The sequence below is a fragment of the Paenibacillus sp. BIC5C1 genome, assembly GCF_032399705.1.
GTDB classification, from domain to species: Bacteria; Bacillota; Bacilli; order Paenibacillales; family Paenibacillaceae; genus Paenibacillus; species Paenibacillus taichungensis_A.
On record NZ_CP135922.1, the window covers coordinates 6,709,695 to 6,730,683 of the forward strand.

At 47.5% G+C, this 20,989-nt stretch carries 16 protein-coding genes; 1 reads left to right on the forward strand and 15 read right to left on the reverse strand.

Annotated features, from left to right (window positions below; all coding sequences use genetic code 11):
* Positions 1-21: 21 nt before the first annotated feature.
* From RS891_RS29995 to RS891_RS30030, 8 genes are all read right to left on the reverse strand, one after another.
* Positions 22-1,362, reverse strand: a complete 1,341-nt coding sequence (locus RS891_RS29995; RefSeq protein ID WP_315793951.1) for an MFS transporter — start codon at positions 1,360-1,362, stop codon at positions 22-24.
* Between the two features lie 72 nt (positions 1,363-1,434).
* A complete protein-coding gene (locus RS891_RS30000; protein ID WP_315793952.1) occupies positions 1,435-2,613 on the reverse strand; it encodes a winged helix-turn-helix domain-containing protein in 1,179 nt (392 codons plus the stop codon).
* A 147-nt stretch (positions 2,614-2,760) separates the two neighbouring features.
* Entirely contained in the window at positions 2,761-3,555 is a 795-nt protein-coding gene (locus RS891_RS30005; RefSeq protein ID WP_063567603.1) for an ABC transporter ATP-binding protein, read from the reverse strand.
* Between the two features lie 2 nt (positions 3,556-3,557).
* Positions 3,558-4,418: an ABC transporter permease gene (locus tag RS891_RS30010; RefSeq protein WP_315796489.1), complete on the reverse strand. Its 861-nt coding sequence runs from the start codon at positions 4,416-4,418 to the stop codon at positions 3,558-3,560.
* 150 nt (positions 4,419-4,568) lie between these two features.
* Positions 4,569-5,618: an ABC transporter substrate-binding protein gene (locus RS891_RS30015; RefSeq protein ID WP_315793953.1), complete on the reverse strand. Its 1,050-nt coding sequence runs from the start codon at positions 5,616-5,618 to the stop codon at positions 4,569-4,571.
* Positions 5,619-5,972: 354 nt separating this feature from the next.
* A complete protein-coding gene (locus RS891_RS30020; RefSeq protein ID WP_315793954.1) occupies positions 5,973-6,284 on the reverse strand; it encodes a hypothetical protein in 312 nt (103 codons plus the stop codon).
* Between the two features lie 188 nt (positions 6,285-6,472).
* Positions 6,473-7,120, reverse strand: coding sequence for a helix-turn-helix transcriptional regulator (locus RS891_RS30025; RefSeq protein WP_315793955.1), 648 nt, complete (start codon positions 7,118-7,120; stop codon positions 6,473-6,475).
* Positions 7,121-7,133: 13 nt separating this feature from the next.
* Positions 7,134-8,021, reverse strand: coding sequence for an oxygen-dependent tRNA uridine(34) hydroxylase TrhO (locus RS891_RS30030; protein WP_113053081.1), 888 nt, complete (start codon positions 8,019-8,021; stop codon positions 7,134-7,136).
* A gap of 418 nt (positions 8,022-8,439) precedes the next feature.
* Here RS891_RS30030 and RS891_RS30035 point away from each other — a divergent pair, with 418 nt between their 5' ends.
* Complete coding sequence (locus RS891_RS30035) at positions 8,440-11,643, forward strand: InlB B-repeat-containing protein (protein ID WP_315793956.1); 3,204 nt, start codon at positions 8,440-8,442, stop codon at positions 11,641-11,643.
* 88 nt (positions 11,644-11,731) lie between these two features.
* Here the strand turns inward: RS891_RS30035 and RS891_RS30040 are convergent, their stop codons facing one another.
* The 7 genes from RS891_RS30040 to RS891_RS30070 form a co-directional block, all read right to left on the reverse strand.
* Entirely contained in the window at positions 11,732-13,156 is a 1,425-nt protein-coding gene (locus tag RS891_RS30040) for a YfcC family protein (RefSeq protein WP_258530614.1), read from the reverse strand.
* Positions 13,157-13,160: 4 nt separating this feature from the next.
* Positions 13,161-14,354 carry a M20 family metallopeptidase gene (locus tag RS891_RS30045; protein WP_315793957.1) on the reverse strand — a complete coding sequence of 398 codons (1,194 nt, stop codon included), beginning with the start codon at positions 14,352-14,354 and terminating at the stop codon, positions 13,161-13,163.
* Between the two features lie 375 nt (positions 14,355-14,729).
* Positions 14,730-15,638 (reverse strand): LysR family transcriptional regulator, encoded by a 909-nt coding sequence (locus RS891_RS30050; protein WP_315793958.1) that lies wholly within the window; start codon positions 15,636-15,638, stop codon positions 14,730-14,732.
* 147 nt (positions 15,639-15,785) lie between these two features.
* Positions 15,786-16,892 (reverse strand): hypothetical protein, encoded by a 1,107-nt coding sequence (locus RS891_RS30055; protein ID WP_315793959.1) that lies wholly within the window; start codon positions 16,890-16,892, stop codon positions 15,786-15,788.
* A gap of 55 nt (positions 16,893-16,947) precedes the next feature.
* Positions 16,948-18,453 carry a sensor histidine kinase gene (locus RS891_RS30060; RefSeq protein ID WP_315793960.1) on the reverse strand — a complete coding sequence of 502 codons (1,506 nt, stop codon included), beginning with the start codon at positions 18,451-18,453 and terminating at the stop codon, positions 16,948-16,950.
* A complete protein-coding gene (locus RS891_RS30065) occupies positions 18,450-19,160 on the reverse strand; it encodes a response regulator transcription factor (RefSeq protein WP_090903209.1) in 711 nt (236 codons plus the stop codon). Before RS891_RS30065 ends, RS891_RS30060 begins: the two co-directional genes overlap by 4 nt.
* 341 nt (positions 19,161-19,501) lie before the next feature.
* A complete protein-coding gene (locus tag RS891_RS30070; RefSeq protein WP_315793962.1) occupies positions 19,502-20,908 on the reverse strand; it encodes an MATE family efflux transporter in 1,407 nt (468 codons plus the stop codon).
* Between the last annotated feature and the right edge of the window lie 81 nt (positions 20,909-20,989).

Genomic DNA, 20,989 nt, shown 5'->3' on the forward strand with positions numbered 1-20,989 from the left:
TTTTCATCGTAACGATGGCAATTATGGCTGTTTGACTGATTCCTGCCCAAGTTCTCCAGTCGACTTTATCGGATGAGGTTGTTTCCCTATCCATAAGATTCGTTGCAGCAGCATGCCTGCCAAACCAATAGCCAGTGTTGCCATCCCGATATATTGAAATGTGGGACTCGGTCCCACACTCCGAATCAAGGCGCCGCCAGCAAGTGGAGCAACGACCAGCACGACACTGGAAAGTGAGTTTTGAATACCGAATACACGGCCCACATAGGCAGGCGGAGTTTCTTTTTGCAGCAAGTAATTCAATGTCACCATGAACAGACCATTGCCCACTCCGATGCATAAGCCCCAGATGATGATCCAGAACTCGGATGTTTGAGAACTGACCCAACCAAGCGCAGCAATTCCGGCACCAATCAACAAATATCCTCCACCCAACCCCCAGCCATATCCAATTCGCGGAAGGCGATTCAACAGTAGAATGATCACAACCGCACCTGCTCCGGCGGATGATCCCAACCAGCCGATCAAAGCTTCGTTACCTGGCTTGATCTCTCGAAATAGCGTCGTAAACTGGTAATCGATCATGAGGATCGCCATTAATCCAAAGCAACCAAATAGAATCGTACTCAGAAGGGTGCGGCTGTTCTGGATAAACCGCCATCCCTTCTGCCATTGGCTGAACAGGGATTCCTCTCCCTCTCCCGTTTCCAAAGGACTTTCGCCCGATGCAGACGGTTCTGAGTTCTCTGTTAGACGCCGTAAAGGCCATAATACGGCTCCCGACAACAAACGTGTACAAGCATTGATTAAAATACAGACTTGCGGTGAAAATACGGCCACAATGACTGCCCCCAGCAGCGGTCCCGCAACTTTGGAGCATTGGTTCACAAAACCGTTCAGGGATGAGGCCTGAAATAAATGCTCCTCTGCTACTACTTGGCGTGTTAGCGCCTGCTGGGCTGGCACATGGAATACCCCCATCATGGCCCGTAAAGCAAGCAGCGGCAATAACCATGCCGCACTTGGCGCAAACAGAATTCCTATCGTTAGCAGAACGGTGATTACATCACATATCATCATGATTTTCACCTTGTGCAGCCGATCCGCCAACGCTCCTGCAACAGAACCCAGCAAGATACCCGGAACAGCCATACATACCGGAATAAGAGCAATGATCAGCGGATCAGCCCCCCAACGATAAGCAACCATAATTTGGATGGCGAGCGCGTCAAACCAATCTCCAAAGGTAGCGAGCGAATATGCAATAAACATCCGCATGAAGCGAAAGTTGGCCCATAGGCTTTTGGATGAGCTATTGGACGAAATGGATGATGGATTGGGTTCATTTGAAATGACGGTCATACGTTATACTTCCTCCCCTGATTACAGCCTTGCTGCTGGCTTATATGTTCCTTGGCTGTAATCATAAGGGTGTTATATCAGAGGAAGATCAGAGGATGGAGCAAACGGGGATAAAAACATGCGGATTTCATCCACAATTTGCTGTCCATAAACAGGTACGCCGTAACTTTTGGAGATATCCGCATAAACTTGACCGTATTTTTTGCGAAGACGCCCCTCTATGCGGTGGTGTGCCATGAACAACAATATCTGGTAGGCCGAATTCAGATATAGCGGCGCGTTCAATGTCATCTTCAACACGTCCAGACCATCGTCCATTCTTGGCTCTGCCTCTCGGGTTCTCCCCTGTCGGAGCAGCCATAAGCCTTCCATCACTTGAAAGCGTCCGATTTCCCGCAAGTATGGCGCATCTTTCAACCCGGAACGCAGGACAGCCATCTGATTCTCTACCGCTTCGCCGCTACCACCCCATAGTTCTACATACAACTCTGAGAGCTTTACCGGAAGTCTGAAGTGGACCAGTTCATCTTTTTCCATCACATGATACGTTTCAATAAGTCGAGCTTTGGCTCGTTCATATTGGCCCACCTCTGCGTAGACTTCAACAATGTTCAGAATACGAAGTTCACGAAGCTGTTCGGCTGACAAAGCCGATGAATTTAGAGCCTTTTCGTATAAGGGCAGACTCTCTGATGGTTCAATCAAGGTATGTGTAAAAATTAGCAGCCAATACAAACGTTCCTCGAAGGGAATTTCCGTTGTTGTAATCAGCCATTCCAGATCTCCCTGAATAAAGTGGATATACAACTGATAAAATGGATCAATCTCAATGCCCAGCGCTTCTTGCTGATCCAGCAGCGCAAGCATCGATTTCCCCTGCCCGTACAGATGATATTTGCGGAACAATCCATGAATCACTTCTCGCATCTCCTGATCTTGGGCAGAAGGGTTAGAAGGCAATATCGCAACATTCGATCGGACGATAAGCCGGTAACCATAACCACGCACGGTCTCCAGTGCAATTTCTTCCCAACGTTTCAGTTTCTTGCGCAGTCGATACACATGGTCGTCCACGGTGCGTTCAACGGGATATTCCAATGGCCATACCCGGTCCAGCAATTGGCTGCGAGTAAAGGCTTTTTCCTTGTTCTCATACAAAAAATGCAGCAGTGCAAACTCCTTCGCCAGCAGGCGAATGGAATCGGAACGCCGGGTTACAGTGTATGTTCCTTCATCGAATAGTAACAACATGCTCGCCCCTCCTACTCCTATGTATGCTTACTAATTGTGATCCTTATTCTGTTCAACATACCACAAAAACCCTTTGCGAGAACGCAAAAGGTTTTTTGTAATGAGATGTACTGGCTCTCTTCGGTAATCGCAAGGTGCTCCCTGGATTTAACCCAGCACCACACGATCATCGGCCATTTTTTTACCACTGATACGTTCAAACTCACCCAATAACTCAGGTACGGTCAGCGTGCGCTTGCGCTCTTCACTAACGTCCAGAATAATCCGGCCTTTGTCCATCATAATTAGACGATTGCCCAAACGTATGGCCTGCTCCATATTGTGTGTGACCATCAACGTTGTAAGTCTCATCTCACGTACTAGCGTCTCTGTCAGCTCCGTGATCAGCTCCGCACGAGAAGGATCAAGCGCAGCCGTATGCTCGTCCAGCAGCAAAATTTGCGGCTGGGTGAATGTTGCCATCAACAGGCTGAGCGCCTGGCGTTCACCGCCGGATAAAAGGCCAACTTTGGCATTGGGGCGTTTGTCGAGGCCGATGCCGAGCTTCTCCAACTGGGCGTTGAAAATCTCCCGTCTTGCACGTGTAACTCCAAAGCCTAGTCCGCGGCCCTTGCCACGTTTGTACGCCATCGCCATATTCTCCTCAATGGACATATGCGGTGCTGTACCCGCCATTGGGTCCTGAAATACACGGCCAATCCAACTGCTGCGTTTATGCTCAGGCAGGCTTTTGATGGAACGGTCATTGATCAGCACATCGCCCATATCTGGCTTCATGACGCCTGAGATAATATTCATCAATGTTGATTTCCCCGCGCCATTACTGCCAATCACGGTCACAAAATCTCCCGGATTCATCGTCAGGTTTACGCCAACCAGTGCAGTCTTCTCGTCCGTCGTTCCAGGATTAAACAGTTTGGTCACTTGTGTAATCTCAAGCATAATCACATGCCTCCCTTCGCCTGTTGGCTCGACGAGCCCATAAGCTCTTCGGTTCGTTTGCGAGCCAGACTTTTCTGCTTCATGGAGCGCTGCATGGTTGGGAAAACAAGTGCGATAATAACGATTACCGCTGTGATCAGCTTCAGATCGGATGTATCGAACCATTCGACCTGGAGTGCGATCGCAACCACAATCCGGTAAATAATTGAACCGACCACGGCCGCAAGTGTGGCCCAGAAAACAGTTCTTGCACCAAGAATCGCTTCCCCGATAATAACGGAGGCCAGTCCGATGACGATCATCCCGATGCCCATCGTAATGTCTGCAAAACCGGATTGCTGTGCAATAAAGGCTCCAGACAGCGCAACAAGTCCGTTGGACAAACTGACACCAACAATAGTGGTCACATCCGTATTCGCGCCAAGGCTGCGAATCATGCGTTTGTTGTCACCTGTGGCTCGCAGTGCCAGTCCAATATCTGTTTTCATAAACAGATCCAGCATGATTTTGAATACCAGCACAACTACGATAATAATGATCATGACATGTTCACCCGAGAACGGGTTGTCCATGCCCATAATGGATTTGTTCGGTGCGCCTAGAATACGCATATTAATCGAATACAAGGCAATCATCATCAGAATACCGGATAACAGCCCGTTAATTTTTCCTTTGGTGTGCAGCAGACCTGTACAGGCGCCAGCCACCATTCCTCCAGCCATTGCTGCCAAGCAAGCGAGCCAAGGAGAGAAGTCGTTGGATATCATGACCGCCGCGATTGCGCCTCCTGTTGTAAAACTTCCGTCTACGGTGAGATCGGGGAAGTCCAGTATGCGGAATGTAATATATACACCCAATGCCATCAGTGCATACAACAATCCAAGCTCGATTGCCCCTTCAATTGAACCCCAAGTCAAATTCACATTGCTTCCTCCCTGTCTATCAAAAAGAATGAGGCGAACCCGCCTGCACGTCCGCCTCGCATCCGTACTACCGGAGGATCCCCGGTCACATTATTGAATAATGTTGTTATCTTGGTCCTTCACTTCTGCTTTCATCTCATCGGTTACAGTGATACCTTGAGCTTCAGCCGCTTTCAGGTTCAGAATCAGGTCCAGCTTGTCCGGCACGGTGACTTTTAAGTCGCCCGGTTTCGACCCATTTTTCAAAATGTCCGCAGCCATTTCACCAACTTGGTATCCATGATCAAAGTATTTGAAGCCAACGGTTGCGAAAGCCCCTTTTTCCACGGTATCCCGGTCACTGGAGAAGAACGGAATTTTATTTTTATTCGCTGTCTGGATAATTGTATCCACTGCGCTAACCACCGAGTTATCCAACGTGATATAGAAGGCATCCACTTTGCCAACCAGGGAATCGGTCGCCTGTTTTACTTCGGATGTATTCGTAACTGGTGCTTTGATTAGCTTGATATTATGTGTTGCCAGCGCTTTTTCTGCATTGTTCGCCATCACAACAGCATTTGGTTCGCCCTCGTTAATAACCAGACCTACCGTCTTCACATCCGGCAAATTTTTGGCGATAAAATCAGCCAATTGCACGATCGCCTCCGGGTTCGTATCCGATGCACCTGTTACGTTACCGCCTGGCTTGTCCATGTCACTCACCAGTTTGGCACCCAGTGGATCTGTCACTGCCGCGAAAAGCAATGGCTTGTCCTTTACTTGTTGAGCCAGGGCCAGTGCGGATGGTGTTGCAATCCCTAGGACCAGATCATTTTTGGAATCCCCGGCAATCTTCTGGGCAATGGACAGATTGTTCGTTGAATCCCCTTGCGCGTTATTGTAGTCAATCGTCAGATTCTTGTTCTCTTCAAGACCAGCATCCTTCAGCGCTGCAATAAATCCTTCACGTGTGGCATCCAGCGATGGATGCTCGACGATTTGTGAGATCGCGATGCGATACGATTTTTCTGCCGTACCTTCACCTGTTGTGCTACCTGATCCCTCGGTCGTTGTGCTACCGCCGCTGTTATTTCCGCAACCAGCCGCTACGATCATAGATGTAACCATCATCAGAGACATTAATAATTTCTTTTTCATGTGTGAGAACCCCTCTCCATCTTCTAAAATGTTGATGCCCTCATCGTTATCCAAGTGACACGATAGGGCGGGACAAAACGAACGCTTCAACGCATTGTTGCTTTGATCGATAAAAGCAGACAAATATAGACTTTTCTCATGCGACTGAAGTCCATGACTCGTGTTGGTATTTTATTGTTTCCCTAATATTAAGGTGCGACCTGTTTCCCGTCAATGGTTGAACCGCTCCCAATTTGCATTCATTGCAGATACGTGAGAGAAAACATTACATAAAACAAAAAAAGGCCACTGCAATTTGGCAGTGAGGCCTCTGGCTAAGAAAGGATATACAACTGGGTGAAGAGAAAATACATATCATTCTTTTTCTTTTTTCAATTCTTCTAGTTCAGATAATGTTAGCCGGGTAGCTTTGATAATGGTATCTTGATCAAGCCCCAAAGCGAGCATATTGATTGCGATTTTACGTTTGCTCTCTGATTCTCCTTCTTTGATGCCTTCCTCTAGGCCTTTCTTGAGACCTTCTTCTCGTGCACCCTCTATCATGGATGCTTCATCTCGCAAAAATTTCTGACGTGCCTCGTATTGTTGCCGTGCCTGCTCGTCCTGACTCAGAAACTCCAACACACTCATGGCCTTCTTCAAAGCAGGTTCCAGTTCATTCATCATTGTTCACTCCTATGCGCAAAATTAACAGTATATATCTGTTGAATTACCAAACAAATATAAGGATGTAGAATGCACCGGATGTTAATTTAATTATAACACGCATCTATTACTTGATATAACGTTTTTACGTCATTATTCAACAAAAAAAAAGAGACTGTTCCGAGTGATCGAAACAATCTCCATACAAGCTAATTCCCAGCCGCTTCGCGGATCTGGTATGTGCATTTTTTGCCGCCGTCTGCATAACATTCAGTGCGCTCCACATCGGCCTTTAGCAATGAACGGAACAGTTCCAGTTCACAGCGGCAAGCCTGTTTATAGACACTCGCTACCTGAACTATGGGGCAGTTCAGCTCGGTAAGCACATAGGTGCCATCTTCTTCTTTGGAGGTATCGGCCATATATCCGTTTGCATTCTGAATGCGCGCGAGTTCCTCGACACGTCCGGCCAGATCCTGACCTTCCATCTGTGGCTGTCCGCTGCGAAGCAGCTTGTCCCGGCGACTCTCGAACAATGCATCCACGACACCGCTGCCCGCTGAATCCGACAGTTCCTCCAGCAGTTCCAGTGTCAGTGATGAATATGATTTTGGGAAAAAGCTATCCCCGCGAACCGTCAGATGGTACACGGCGGATGGACGTCCAGCTGTCGCTCTGGCTTCTCGAACTTCAATCCATCCATCCTGCTCCAGTGCCGTGAGGTGACGGCGAATCGCCATGCCGGTCAGACCAAGCTCAGCTGTCATTTCCCTTGCGGTCATTGTGCCTTGCTGCTTCAGCATGAACAAAATCCGTTCACGCGTCGTTCGTTCCTCTTCGCGCTTCACGATCAGCACCTGCTCTCCCTGCTTATGCGGTTACCGGTGCTGCCTCCCGGCAGGCATCCGAGCAAAAGCGGTTATGCGTCTCTTCGCAATCCTCACAGCTTACATGCTGCAGGTTGCAGGTTGGACAGTTAATATAACGGTCATGTGTCGTTCCGCAGTGATAACAGCTGGCAATTACGATATCTTCATCCGTCCGGTTAATCGGCACGGAAATACGCTCATCAAACACATAACATTTGCCATCAAACAAACGGCCTTGTACCTCATCATCCTTGCCATAGGTTACAATTCCACCATCAAGTTGTGCAACGTCCTGGAAACCTTCGTTAATCATGAACCCGGTCAGCTTCTCGCAACGGATGCCACCAGTACAGTAGGTAATGATCTTTTTGTCCTTCATGTCACCCAGGTTCTCCCGAATCCATTCCGGGAACTCGCGGAACGACTCCACATCCGGACGAATCGCACCTCGGAAATGACCAATTTCGTACTCGTAGTCATTACGGCCGTCAATTACAATGACATCTTCCTGTTGAAGATGCTCGTAAAATTCTTTCGGTGACAAACGTTTACCGCTAATAACGTTCGGGTCCAATTCTTCGTCCACGCGGAACGTAACCAGCTCGGCTTTGTGACGAACAAATATTTTTTTGAACGCATGCTCTTCGACATCATCAATCTTGAATACCATATCGCTGAACAGCGGGTTGGCATGCATATCCTTCATGTACTGCTCGGTTTGCTCTGGTGTACCGGATACAGTACCGTTGATGCCTTCTGAGGCAATCAGAATACGTCCTTTTACACCCAGGTCCTTACAGTATTGCAGATGCTCTTGCGTAAACGTTTCAGGGTCTTCAATCTTCACGAACTTATAATATAAAAGCACGCGGTACGCGCTGTTACACATGTGTATCACCTGTTCCTATTCCATGTTGTTATTGGCCGGATCATCCGACAAGACTACAACGTTGCAACCTTGCTCATTAAAAAGAAAATAAACAGCCGTCCGAAACAATGTCTCGAACTGCTGCTTTGAACATTCGACTTTTATTCCTGCATTCTAGTTTATCGGAAGCGGAATAGCTTAGTCAATATAAATGTATAGAAAGGGATGAAAGTTATGGAACATTCCAACCATAAATGATGTGATACTGGAAGATATCTTTATTTATTTTAAATTCGAACGAAAATTATATTCAATTTTGCCTTTGTATCCAGTAAACTATGCTCATCATTATATGGCTCATCACTGTGTAACAGGAAAGTACATAGGATGGGATGAAAGCATAACGTAAAATATTTATTATGAAAATGGGGATGAGATCTTGAGTTTAACATTATTGAAGAAAGTAAGCATCATATGGTTGGTGTTCCTGATTGAATTAAGCGGTCTATGGACTAATTTCAACATGGTGCAGAAAGCTCATGCCGCGGGATCAGAGCCTTATCTTGGTGAGATAAGATTATTCCCTTACAGCGCAGCCCCCTCAGGATGGGTAATCGCTAGAGGCCAGACGTTCTCTATAACCCAGAATACAGCCCTTTTCTCATTGCTGGGCATTAACTTTGGTGGGGATGGAAAAACAACATATGCCTTACCTAATCTCTCGGGAGCTGCACCAGAAGGGATGAATTATTACATAGCTATAACGGGAATTTTTCCACCTCGCGGAGAAAGTGTAACAGGAACCGGGAATTCTGTACTTGGAGAAGTTCGTCTATTTCCATATACTTTCACTCCTCCTGGTTGGTTAGAAGCAAATGGCCAAGATGTCTCCAAATCCACTTACAGCGATTTATATCAAATGATAGGTATAACCTATGGTGAGGCCGACAGCACAACGTTCAAATTACCGAGTATACCCAAAATGGATGATTACATCCACTATGCCATATCCACTGATCCAACCAGACTTGCTAAGAATGGTTCCGGTCTCGAGTATACTGGCGAGATCATCCCCATGCTGGTTGCTCTCCCGACTAACAACTGGACATTGGCCAATGGATTGGCTTTGCCTATTAACCAAAACCAGGCCTTATATAGCCTATTGGGTACCCAATTTGGTGGTGATGGTATAACTGAATTTAAAGTACCTGATCTGAACAGTAGCCAATCCACTCTGGTCTATTACGTTGCAACTGCGGGAATATTCCCCAATTTGAGTAACAGTCCATTCCCAGTGGCTGTGGCGGACAATTATACAACTTTGCAAAATACCGCCCTGACCATATCTGCACCAGGTTTGTTGGCCAATGATAGCTATGCTACTACTGCATATTTAAAGACCGCACCGATGAACGGAACAATCGTATTGAATGCTAACGGCTCGTTTACGTACACTCCGAATCCCAACTTTACAGGAACAGACAGCTTCTATTATTACGTTTCCTCCAATCAAAACGGGACGAGTGACTCGGCATTAGTTACCATCACCGTTGAGCAAAATTCAAAACCAATCATTAGCGGCGTAGCTAATGGTGGATATTATAATCAAGTGGTCATCCCGACTTTTGATAGTGGAACAGCAACTCTCAATGGTTCTGCATTCATAAGCGGCACTGCAGTTACGGCGGATGGAAGTTATACATTGGTGGTAACCAACAATATTGGCAGTACAACCGTACATTTTATTATTGATACCATAGCTCCCGTAGTGCTTGGCATCACAAATAATGCAAAATATAACAATGGCCCAACGATTATCTTTAATGAAGGAACAGCCACTCTGAACGGCTCTCCCTTCACCAGTGGAACAACGGTTCAAATTGAAGGAAAATATGCACTGGTTGTTACCGATAGTGCTGGCAATATCACAACCCTACTTTTCAGCTTTTATGCACCGCGAACGATCAGCTTTAATAGTAACGGCGGATCTGAAGTAATAGATCAAACGGTCTCATACGATGACAAGGTTATTGTTCCAGCAGACCCAAGCAAAGCTGGACACACCTTTGCTGGTTGGTTCACCGATTCAGGATTGAGCCAGTCTTTCGATTTTGACAATACAACCGTAACCAATAACCTCTCCCTTTATGCAAAATGGGCGGTCAATGCTTATACCGTTAGCTTCGAATCTAATGGTGGAACAGTGGTCTCAGATCAGTCGGTCGATTATGGAGAGTCAGTGACAGCTCCTGACGTTCCAACCAAAGCCGGACACACTTTCGCCGGCTGGTATCATGAAGCTGAACTGCATACGCCATTTGACCTGAATACTACATTAATTGTCCAGGACACCACATTGTATGCAAAGTGGGCAACAAACACATATACGGTAACTTTCAATGCACTTGGTGGTTCGGTTGTATCCGATACAGCTGTTGAATATGGAAAAAAACTATCAGCACCTGCTTCGCCAAGTCGTTCCGGCTATACGTTTGCAGGCTGGTATACTGATTCCGAGCTGAAGGCTCCATACAACTTTGACCAAACGGAGATTACAGCTGATCTGACCCTATTTGCCAAGTGGAATATTATTTCCTCGCCGCCTTCAGGTGGTAATGGGGGGAACAGCAGCAGTGGTACCGATATTCCGAATAACAACGGGCAGAGCGGTAATTCTGTACCATCTGATACGTCAACTTCGTCCAACAATGGACGCTTAACGCTTGCTGCGGGTCAGGCAGGCCAAGTGAGCTTGGGCGATGCCATTGCTGTGAATATCCCTGCCGGGGCGATGAACCAGGAATTGAAGATCACTATTGATCAGATTGCAGATTCTTCTGCCTTGCTGGCCAATCAGATTCCACTCAGCCCAATCTATGAGCTGCTCAAGAATGTTCCCCAAAACTTCAGTGTGCCTGTAACATTAACGCTGACATTTGACTCATCCAGGTTGCAGAGCAATCAGCGAGCTGAACTATTTTACTTTAATGAACAAGATAAGGTTTGGCTAGCCGCTGGTAAATCATCCGTGAATGGCAAGCACATTCAGGTGGACGTAGACCATTTCACAAAATTTGCCGTTTTGGTAGTTGAACAAACTAAAGAGCCGGTAGAAATATCATTTAAGGATGTCGAAGGTCACTGGGCCAAAGATGTAATCCAACAGGCTATTCGTATAGGCATCGTCAAAGGGTATGTCGATGGATCATTCAAACCGGATGCTTCCATTACGCGTGCAGAATTCACGATGATGCTGATGAATGCACTTCAAACAGAGCACACGGAAGCGACATTATCTTTTACCGATCGTTCAAACATAGGATCTTGGGCACAGTCTGCTGTAGCGCGTGCTTTACAAGCAGGATTTATTCAAGGAGATTCAAAAGGGGCTTTTCGCCCAAATGAAGCTGTAACTCGTGCAGAGATGGCTGTTATAATCTCCAGAGCCTTGCAATTGAAGGTAGAATCCAGCGCCCACTCAACCTTTGCAGATGATGAACAGATTCCGTTGTGGGCCAAAGCTGCTGTGGCTGGCTTGCAAAAGTCCGGGCTACTGAACGGCAAAGGGCTTAACACTTTTGCTCCTAAAGACAATACTACACGTGCGGAAGCGGTGAACTTATTGCTGAGCATACCAAAATAACAAGCCATAAATAAAAGCCTGCGTTCTGGAAGTACCCTCTCAAAACCGTTTGAGAAGGGCTACCACAGAACACAGGCTATTAGCTTTTTTAAGAATACTGAATGGCATTTGCAATAAGCATAAATACAATACCCATAGCGATCCACATGACCATCAGCGGCCAGAAGAATCTAACCCATTTCTGATACGGAATTCCGGATACAGCGAGACTGCCCATCAAGGCAGAAGACGTTGGCAGAATCATGTTGGTGAACCCGTCTCCGAACTGGAACGCCAGTACGGCAGTCTGACGGGTAACCCCCAGCAGATCCGATAATGGAACCATAATCGGCATCGTAGTCACAGCCATACCTGTACCCGACGTGATGAACACGTTCATGATATTTTGGAAGAAGTACATACCCAATACCTGCACAGAGGATGGCAGTTCACCAACCATCGTGGACATTCCGTATACTACGGAGTCAATTACGTTACCCTGATCGAGGACAACCATAATTCCCCTTGCCAGACCGATGATAAAGGCACCATAGGCAATACCACTTGCGCCTTTAACAAATTCACTTGCAATGCGACTAGGACCGAACCCGGATACGAGACCAGAGATCACACCCATGCTCAGGAAGAGAGCCGCCAGTTCCTCCATCCACCAGCCTTCTTTGGATACACCCCAGATTAACAGGGCAAAACCAGCTACAATCGTAATGATAGTCAGAACATGTGTGATGCGAATCGTTGGCAGTTTGTTCAGATCCACCGCAGGTGTATCTGCTGCCTGCTCCTGCTCCAGCTCATGCACCAAACCGCGGGTTGGATCAGACTTCACTCTGGACGCGTACCGCATAATATAGATACTTGTCACGGAGATGAGACACACCAAGATGATCGCGCGCAGCCACATGCCTGAGAAGATCGGTACTTCTGCAATGGCCTGAGCCAGTCCCACATTGAACGGATTGAGCAGTCCCGCGGTAAAACCACACGAGGCCCCCAGCGAGATCATCGCCGTACCTGTTAGAGCGTCATACCCCAGCGCACGCGCGATGGCGATTCCGATCGGTACAAAGACCATGACCTCCGTGGACATACCCATCGTAAATCCACCAACGGAGAACAAGGTGATGAATACCGGGATGACCCATAATCCTTTATTAGCGAACGAACGGGCTACCCTGCCTGTAAGAGCTTCAATCGTTCCCGTGCTCGTAATGATCTGAAATGCCCCACCGATGATGAAAATAAAGAATACAACATCAGCGGAGTCAACCAGTCCGCGAACGATGGACTTGGGGATATCCCACAATCCCGTTGGGTTGGCCTCTACATGGTGGTATGAACCCGGAACGAGCAAGGATTTGCCTGTTGCTTCATCCTTGACCCGATCAAATTCCCCTGCAGGAATAATATAGGTCAGTACAGTAGCTACCAACACCAAAATGAACAAGATGACGAAGGTATGAGGCATTTTGAACCATTTACGCCGTTGTTGTGGTTGTTTTGTTATGTTTTCCAATTCATCATCCCTCGTCCTTCTGTTGTTTCCATGCTTCAAATTCATCACGCACCTGCTGCAATGCTGCCTTGTCTGCGTACAAATCGAACGCCGTCAGTGCAAGTGCCTTTGCCGCACGGTTTAGCTCAATCATGCCTTCCTCTGCTCCGGCAAGCCGGGCAAATTCAGGTGTGTGCGTTGTCGCATCTCCTAACCGAATATACGGATGGATTGCGGCTGTAATTTGGCTTACGTTACCGATATCCGAGGAACCCACACCGCCTGTTTGAGGTGGATCATGCACTTCAATGCCCATATCCTCCAGGTTCTGCTGGAACAGACCCGCCAGAGTTTTGTTGTTATTCCGCTCGGCATAGATCAGGCCTTCTGTAATATCTACCGTAGCCCCAACACCTTCCGCAGCATGGCGCACGACGCGATATACTTTGTCCATGACGATTTTCAGCTCTTCGACGGTCTTCGCCCGAATGATATATACGGCTTCAGCCAGCTCCGGCACCACGTTGGGCGCATCTCCACCCTTGGTAATAATCCCGTTAACCCGAACGTCATCCTTCAAATAAGGACGCAGTGAATTTATTCCCGCGTACGCGTTGACCAGAGCATCCAGTGCACTGATACCTTTCTCAGGGGAAGAGGCAGCATGTGCCTGTTTGCCGTGGAACGTAAAGGTTGCGTCCACACAAGCCAGCGCACCTCTCAGTACCATCGTTTTTTGCTGCGGGTGACACATCATGACGGCATCCATCTCATTGAATACGCCATCGTTCACCATAATGATTTTGCCGCCGCCCTCTTCTTCAGCCGGTGTGCCAAGAACGATAATCCGTCCCGGAAGATCAGGGCAAGCTTCCTTGAGCGCCAGCGCTGCGCCTACAGCAGAGGTTCCGATCAGATTGTGTCCGCAGGCATGTCCGATGCGGGGCAGCGCATCATATTCAGCGAGCAGTGCAATCGTGGGTCCGCCTGACTGGCCTTCCCATACAGCACGGAACGAGGTGTCGAGGCTAGAAATGCCTTTTTCCACCTGAAATCCGGCTGCTTCCAGCGGTTCGGTTAACCATTGTTGTGCTTGGACTTCCTGAAAACTAAGTTCAGGGTTAGCGTGAATGCGCAGGGATAATACCCGCAAGTCGGGGTCAAGCCGATCTACGGTTTCTTTGATTTTTTGCTTCATATGAGCCGGGTCAGAATACATATTGTTTTGCCGCCTTTCTTCAAATACAGCATTTCTATATTCAATTCAATCGAATAAATATACAATCAGATTGGATATATTGTATGTGTGACCAAGCCATAAGTAAATTCAAAAAAATTAAGGAATAGCCCATAAAAAATTTTATGGACTCGCCTAGATAATAACATATGGATATCATTATATGTCAGTATAATATTGGTTTATTTACATATTGACCAAGACAGCATCGGTATATATTTTGATCTTATGTACATTCTTCGAACGAATACTCTCTTTGAAAACGATACTGTCCAATAGCGATAAAATCCCTTTTTCGATAAGGAGATATCGGATAATTATGCATAAAGCAAGACGTTTATTCCGCTCTGTCTGTATCTAACTTCCATCCACAACATGCTGTGTTCCAGCCGTTTTCATCAAGTCAACAAAGCGACCTACCGTTGCCTGTTGCAGCACACTTTCCTTATACACCAACCACGTATTTCGCCGCACTCCCTGTCCATTCTTTCGGATCAATTCCTGTTGATGGAGACCATCCGTAGCAGATACGAAAATACCCGGAATAATGGCATAACCAAGCCCATAACGCACCATTTCCTTGCATGTCTCATAACTGTCCACACGCATCGCTACGGTTGGGGAACATTCATAGCGTTCATACCACCATGCCGCTACTCCTTCCCGGAATGGACTCACAGGAGAACCACCGGTTTTGGACAAGGGCTCCTGAAATGCAATTTGCGGAAGCTCGGGAAGTTCATCCAGATTGATGGGTTCACGTGATACAATACAGACCGGTTCATCATGCAGCAGATGTTTCCCCTCATACCATGAATGCTCCCCCCGGATGACACCTACCTGAATTTCATCCCGCATCAACAGTTCCATAACCTCCACACTCAGAGCGCAGGTCACAGCAAACTGTACCTCAGGGTACAGCTCCTTGAACTGCTTTAACAAGGGAGGAAGCTTGTACAACGAATAATGATTGGCAATCCCGAGGCGCAGCGTTCCTTTGACTTCATTCCGAATGTTCGACAGCTGTTCCTTGACCTGGTTAAGTTCATTGAGCATTTTACGGGCATAGATCGCGAGATGCTCTCCTTCGGGAGTGAACCTGGCGCCTTTTAACGTTTTATCGATAAGTGGCACGCCAAATTCCTTCTCCAACTGCTGCAAACGGTATGTCAAAGCCGGCTGGGTCATAAACATGCGCTCCGCAGCCTTGGTCAGACTGCTTTCTTCGGAAACGCTCAGCAGCAGACGGCAGTCCTTTTCATCCATGATCATGTTCCCCCTTCACTTCTCGTCTCTTCAGTATAACCCAGAAAACCTGCGTTAAAGGTACAGAAAAAGCCCAACTCGATATGAGTCGGGCCCGCCATGCTGATGTACTTCTTCTTTCTCTTCTTATACTTCATCGATGACGATTTACTGCGAAATCGTAATGACCGAGGTGACAAAGTGGTACGATTCATTTTCCTGTACGGCCTGTGACAGCAAAATTCGATTGCCTTCCGGACTCCAGCTCAGCGGATCAGATGCGTTATCCATTTCGGCCGAGATTTGAAACTGCTCCGCGGATTCCGTATTGGAGACGAACAGCCCTTTTTCATCATCACTTTCCGAATTGATTGTATAGGCGATTTTAGAATCGTCACCGGACCAGCTCGTGCCGAAGATCTGCGTGCCTCTGGCAAGCGTGGCTTTTTCATTCCCTTCCAGATCGGTCAGCACCAGCGCCCGTTTGGTATCGGCTGTTTTTTTCACAATCGCCAGTCTTGATCCATCGTTGGACGGAATAACCCTCTCTACACTTTTTAACACCTGCTTCACTTCAGCGGTCTTCGTATCGTAGCTATTCAGCTGTCCGTCCGTGCCTGTGATGTAGTAAATCACATTCCCCGAAACACTGACACTGCTTACATTGTAGTTTCCCGTCTTGACCAGCGCTTTAGTCGTTCCATCCACACTTGCAGATACGATATCCCCATTCATGTTTGGAAAAACGACATGCTCCTTATCCAGCCATGCCCCTTCGAAGACAAATCCGTCGTCCTGACCAGCTGGTATCACTTCCCCATTGTGCAGGTTCAGAATGAAGCCTTTGCCGGTCGACTCCTCTGGTTCTCTGTAGAAAATATACTGACTATCCGGGGAAACAAGTGGTGAGCCTAGACTTACTTCACTTTCCTTCACAGGTGTATCTGTGCCCTTCGTAAGATCATACATGTATAAGTTATGCGGGTAACGTTTCTCACCCTCAACCGTGACAGGCTTCATGGACTCGTTTTCTTTATCCGACAAAATCCAGTCATTGCTTAGCCACGCTACCCCGCGCATATTGGATAGTTTATCGATTTTCTCCAGCTTAAAGCTCTGGTATACCGATGTATTTGTATTGTCCTTCACCGTAATATCCGTGCCGGATTTCCCGTTTTGTGTATCCCCTGGTTTCGTTGTTCCCCCGCATGCTGTTGCCGATAATAGGACGATTGCCCCGAGCGTGCCCATAGCCGCCTGTTTCCAATTCATCATGGTCCCTCCTGAGTGCTTTCTATAGACCAAGCATACACATCGCATACTTCCAAAGTTATTCAGACTTGTTTCCAACTTGTAAACTTGAATGCGCCAAAGGGAAAACAAGCTGGAACGTCGTTCCTTCCCCATGTTTCGGATCGCCCGGCAACAAAGAGATTGTGCCGCCCTGCTTCTCTACAAATTGCTTGACGAGTGATAGTCCCAGCCCGGTTCCCCCGGTTTTTCTGGCCCTGTCTTTGTTGACGGTGTAAAAGGGTTCAAAGATTTTCTCGCGCGCCTCGTCCGGAATGGGCGTACCCGAGTTGAAGATGCGAATCACCGCTTGTCGCTCCTGCATTCGCAATTCATTACTTACCCGGATGACGCCTCCCGGCACATTATATTTGATCGCATTATCCAACAGATTGATGAAAATATGCATCAGGCTCTCCCGATCGCTGCGGATCACCGCAGGCAGTAACGCCAGCTCCATGTTCAGCGTAAACTTCTCGGCTTTGCCCCGCATCCGGCCACAGGCATCCTCCAGCAAAGCTCGCACCTCCACGTCTTCTGCCTGATTCTCAAAATCATATTTCTCCAGGGCAGACAAATGTAATACCTTCTCAACCATCTCGTACAGCCGCTCGGTCTCCTTGCCAATATTGCCTGTGGCATCATCCAGCAATTGTGGATCATCCTTATACATGTCCAGCAGCTCTACATACGCCTTAATCGACGTAAGTGGCGTCTTGAACTCATGGCTGATGTTGCCAATATATTGTTTCTGCTGCTGCTCCAAGGCTTGGAGCTTCTCGATGGCAAGCTGGAGCTTCTGCTGTTCCGCATGCATGGCTTCAATATTTTGCTGAATCGATGTGCTCATGTAATAAATGCCTTGTCCCAGCTCGCCCAATTCATCCTTGCGTCTCACCGGTGATTCGGTAATATAATGCCCTTCACGAATGGAATCGGCAGACTTCTTCAAGCGAGTTATGGCAACGGCAAAACGATTGTAGAAAAGATAGCCCAGAATGAAGCTTAGTCCAACAACCGCAATCCCCGCCCACATAAACAATTGAAGGATACGGGCATAGAACTCATGATAGCTCTGAACCGGATACTGCATGCGTACAACCCCCATCTGTCCATCCGGTCCGTCCAGTGGTGCCATATATAGCAGGGTATCCCCCTGTTCGTGGTAAGCAATTTTATTTTGCAGCGCATAGTTCAGTGTCGCTGTGATATCTGGACTTTCCTCCGACATGATCGATGAACCTACCTGTTGTCCCTTCATATCATAAAGTGCAATGGGCAGACCAGTGGAGCTTGCAAGCTCCTGAGCCAGCCTGCGGCCATTTTGCTGCAAGAAAACCTCCTGCTCCAGACGAACGGACTCGGTATAGTAAGACTGCCGCACATTCAGATTCACCAGACGGGTCTGCTGGGACAGGATAGTCTCGATCTGCGTCTGCTGGTTGCGCTCAATACCTCGCAATACCAGAGAGCTGAGCACAACAACGGTCAGGATTAGCAATGCGGCCAGAAAAACGCTGAACTTCAGCTTGATGCTGACTCTCATACCAAGCCGCCCGGTTCAGGGGCTGATGCCTTATAGCCAATGCCATATACCGTTTGCAATTTTTGCTGATCGGTATCACCGATTTTTTTGCGCAGCCGCTGAATATGAATATCCACCGTGCGTGTACCCCCGGCATATTCCATGCCCCACACCCGGTCCAGCAGATCATCCCGCGTGTATACACGCTCAGGATTGGACATTAGAATGGTCAGCAAATCGAACTCTTTTGGCGTTAAATCCAGCTTCTCCTCATTCACCGTCACAGTGCGGTGAGCGATATGGATGCGTAGTGTTCCATTGACGATAGCCTGATTCTTGGGATCATCAGATGGCGAGCTGCTTTTCTCCACGCGACGCATTAGCGCCTTTACCCGGGCGAGCAGCTCGCGGATCTCAAACGGTTTGGTCATATAATCATCCGCGCCCATTTCCAGGCCGACGATCTTATCCACGATATCATTTTTGACGGTGAGCAAAATAATGCCGATATCCTCCCGGTCCTCCAGCCTGCGGCATACGCCATATCCGTCCAGCTTGGGCATCATCACGTCCAGAATCATGACCTGGGGATGAAATGAGGCTACCTTGACCAGCGCTTCTTCGCCGTCATTTGCTGTCTCTACTTCATATCCTTCGCGCCGCAGCGCGTAAGCAATCGCACTGACGATGCTTGACTCGTCATCCACGACCAGCACTTTTTTATTCATCAAAATCATCCTCTATATGTGTCATGAGTTATCGTATTCTTTGGATCTATGTTAACAAGGTATCGCCTGATTAGCTATGGAGGACTTTATGATTTGTGAGGAAAGCCAGATAAGACTGTATTCTCTCAGCTTGGACTTCGCTTCACTTTTTTTATACCCCAAAGGCAACAAAAAGAGCCAATCCGTGATTGGATTGGCCATAATAACAACAAAAGAGCCCATCATCAGGAGGAATGTTCCATCCCATGATTGGCTCTTCTTTAATAAGACTAACGGCTCCAAGTGCGGCGCCTTTTTATTTCTATACCCCGCTCATATCGAAATTACTTTTCATAACATCATCATACTGCCGGTACCGGTTGAGCCCCAACTTCCTCTTCATGATCCAACAGGTCATGTTTCTCCCAAGCCCGGCTCTTCCAGCGGAAATACATAATAACAGCGCGTGTCCACTCGTCTGCGGCAATCGCAAGCCAGACACCGGCGAGCCCCATGTGAAGCTTGAACACCAGCAGGTAGCCCAGCGGTAAACTCATGCAGACCATGGAGATCAGTCCCATATATACCGGAAACTTCGCATCCCCTGCGGCACGGAGGGAACCAATAATCACAATATTGCAGGTTCGCCCGGTCTCCAGCAGAAGACTGAGCAGGATGACCTGTGCACCAAGTTTTATAATTTCCGGATTATCTGTGAAGACACTCATCAGTGGAACACGGAAGAGAATAATAATTACATCGATCACAATCGTGGCGAGCAAAGCCCATTTCACACTGTCGAATACACGTTTGTATGCATCGTTCTTGCGCCTTGCGCCGACCAGTCGGCCAACAATAATGGAAGTCCCCATTCCGATAGCCATGCTGAAAAGATAGATGTAGCTTGATATGTTACCCGCATATTGCCGGGTTGCCATCGCTTCAGCACCCAGATAGGTCACGTACAGTGTGAAGACGAGCTGGCAGGACTGATATACAACGGATTCCAGCGCAGAGGGAATACCAATTCGCAAGATTTTGCTGATAAACTTCTTCGAAAGGTTGATGTAATAGCTAAGCTCCACTCTTACATCCATAACCCGATAGAGCAACCAGAAGAAAATAATCAAGCAGATCAGACGGCTTCCGACCGTTGAGATCGCTGCCCCTTCTACACCAAGCTTTGGCAAGCCGAAATGGCCAAAAATAAGGGCGTAGTTACCAACGACGTGAATTACGTTCATCAGAACAGAAACATACATCGTCTCTTTGGTGTAACCGTGAGTACGAATTGTCGCAGCCAGCGCGTTAATCAGCGCCTGAAGGAAGATCCCTCCTCCGACAATACTTATATAAGAACGGGCAAAATCGTATATTTCACCTTGAATATGAAGCAGTGTAAGCAGATGTCCTCCGAACAGAAGAAAGCTTCCGCTCAGGATTAGACCGACAATCAGATTAAGTGTAATCGCATTACCTGTGACCTGTGCCGCCTCATTCAACTTCTTAGAACCAATATATTGTGCCACAACGATAGCAGCGCCATGCCCAATGACTTCCAGTACAAGAATCGCTATGGAAATAATCTGGTTGGCTGCTCCGACTCCGGATACTGCATTATCGGACACCGAACTGAGCATGAATGTATCCACGCTCCCCATCAACATAAACAAGAAGAGTTCCAGGAAAATAGGCCATGTTAGCCGAATCAGATTTAGATCCTTGGCATCCGAACGCAGGGACTCTTTGGTTGAGGATATTGCTGTCATTTTCTCACCTTTCCCGTGTGGGCTTTAATTCTTAGGGTATGTTAGCACAGGTAGTTTGAAAATGCAGTAGTTTTGCGAAAA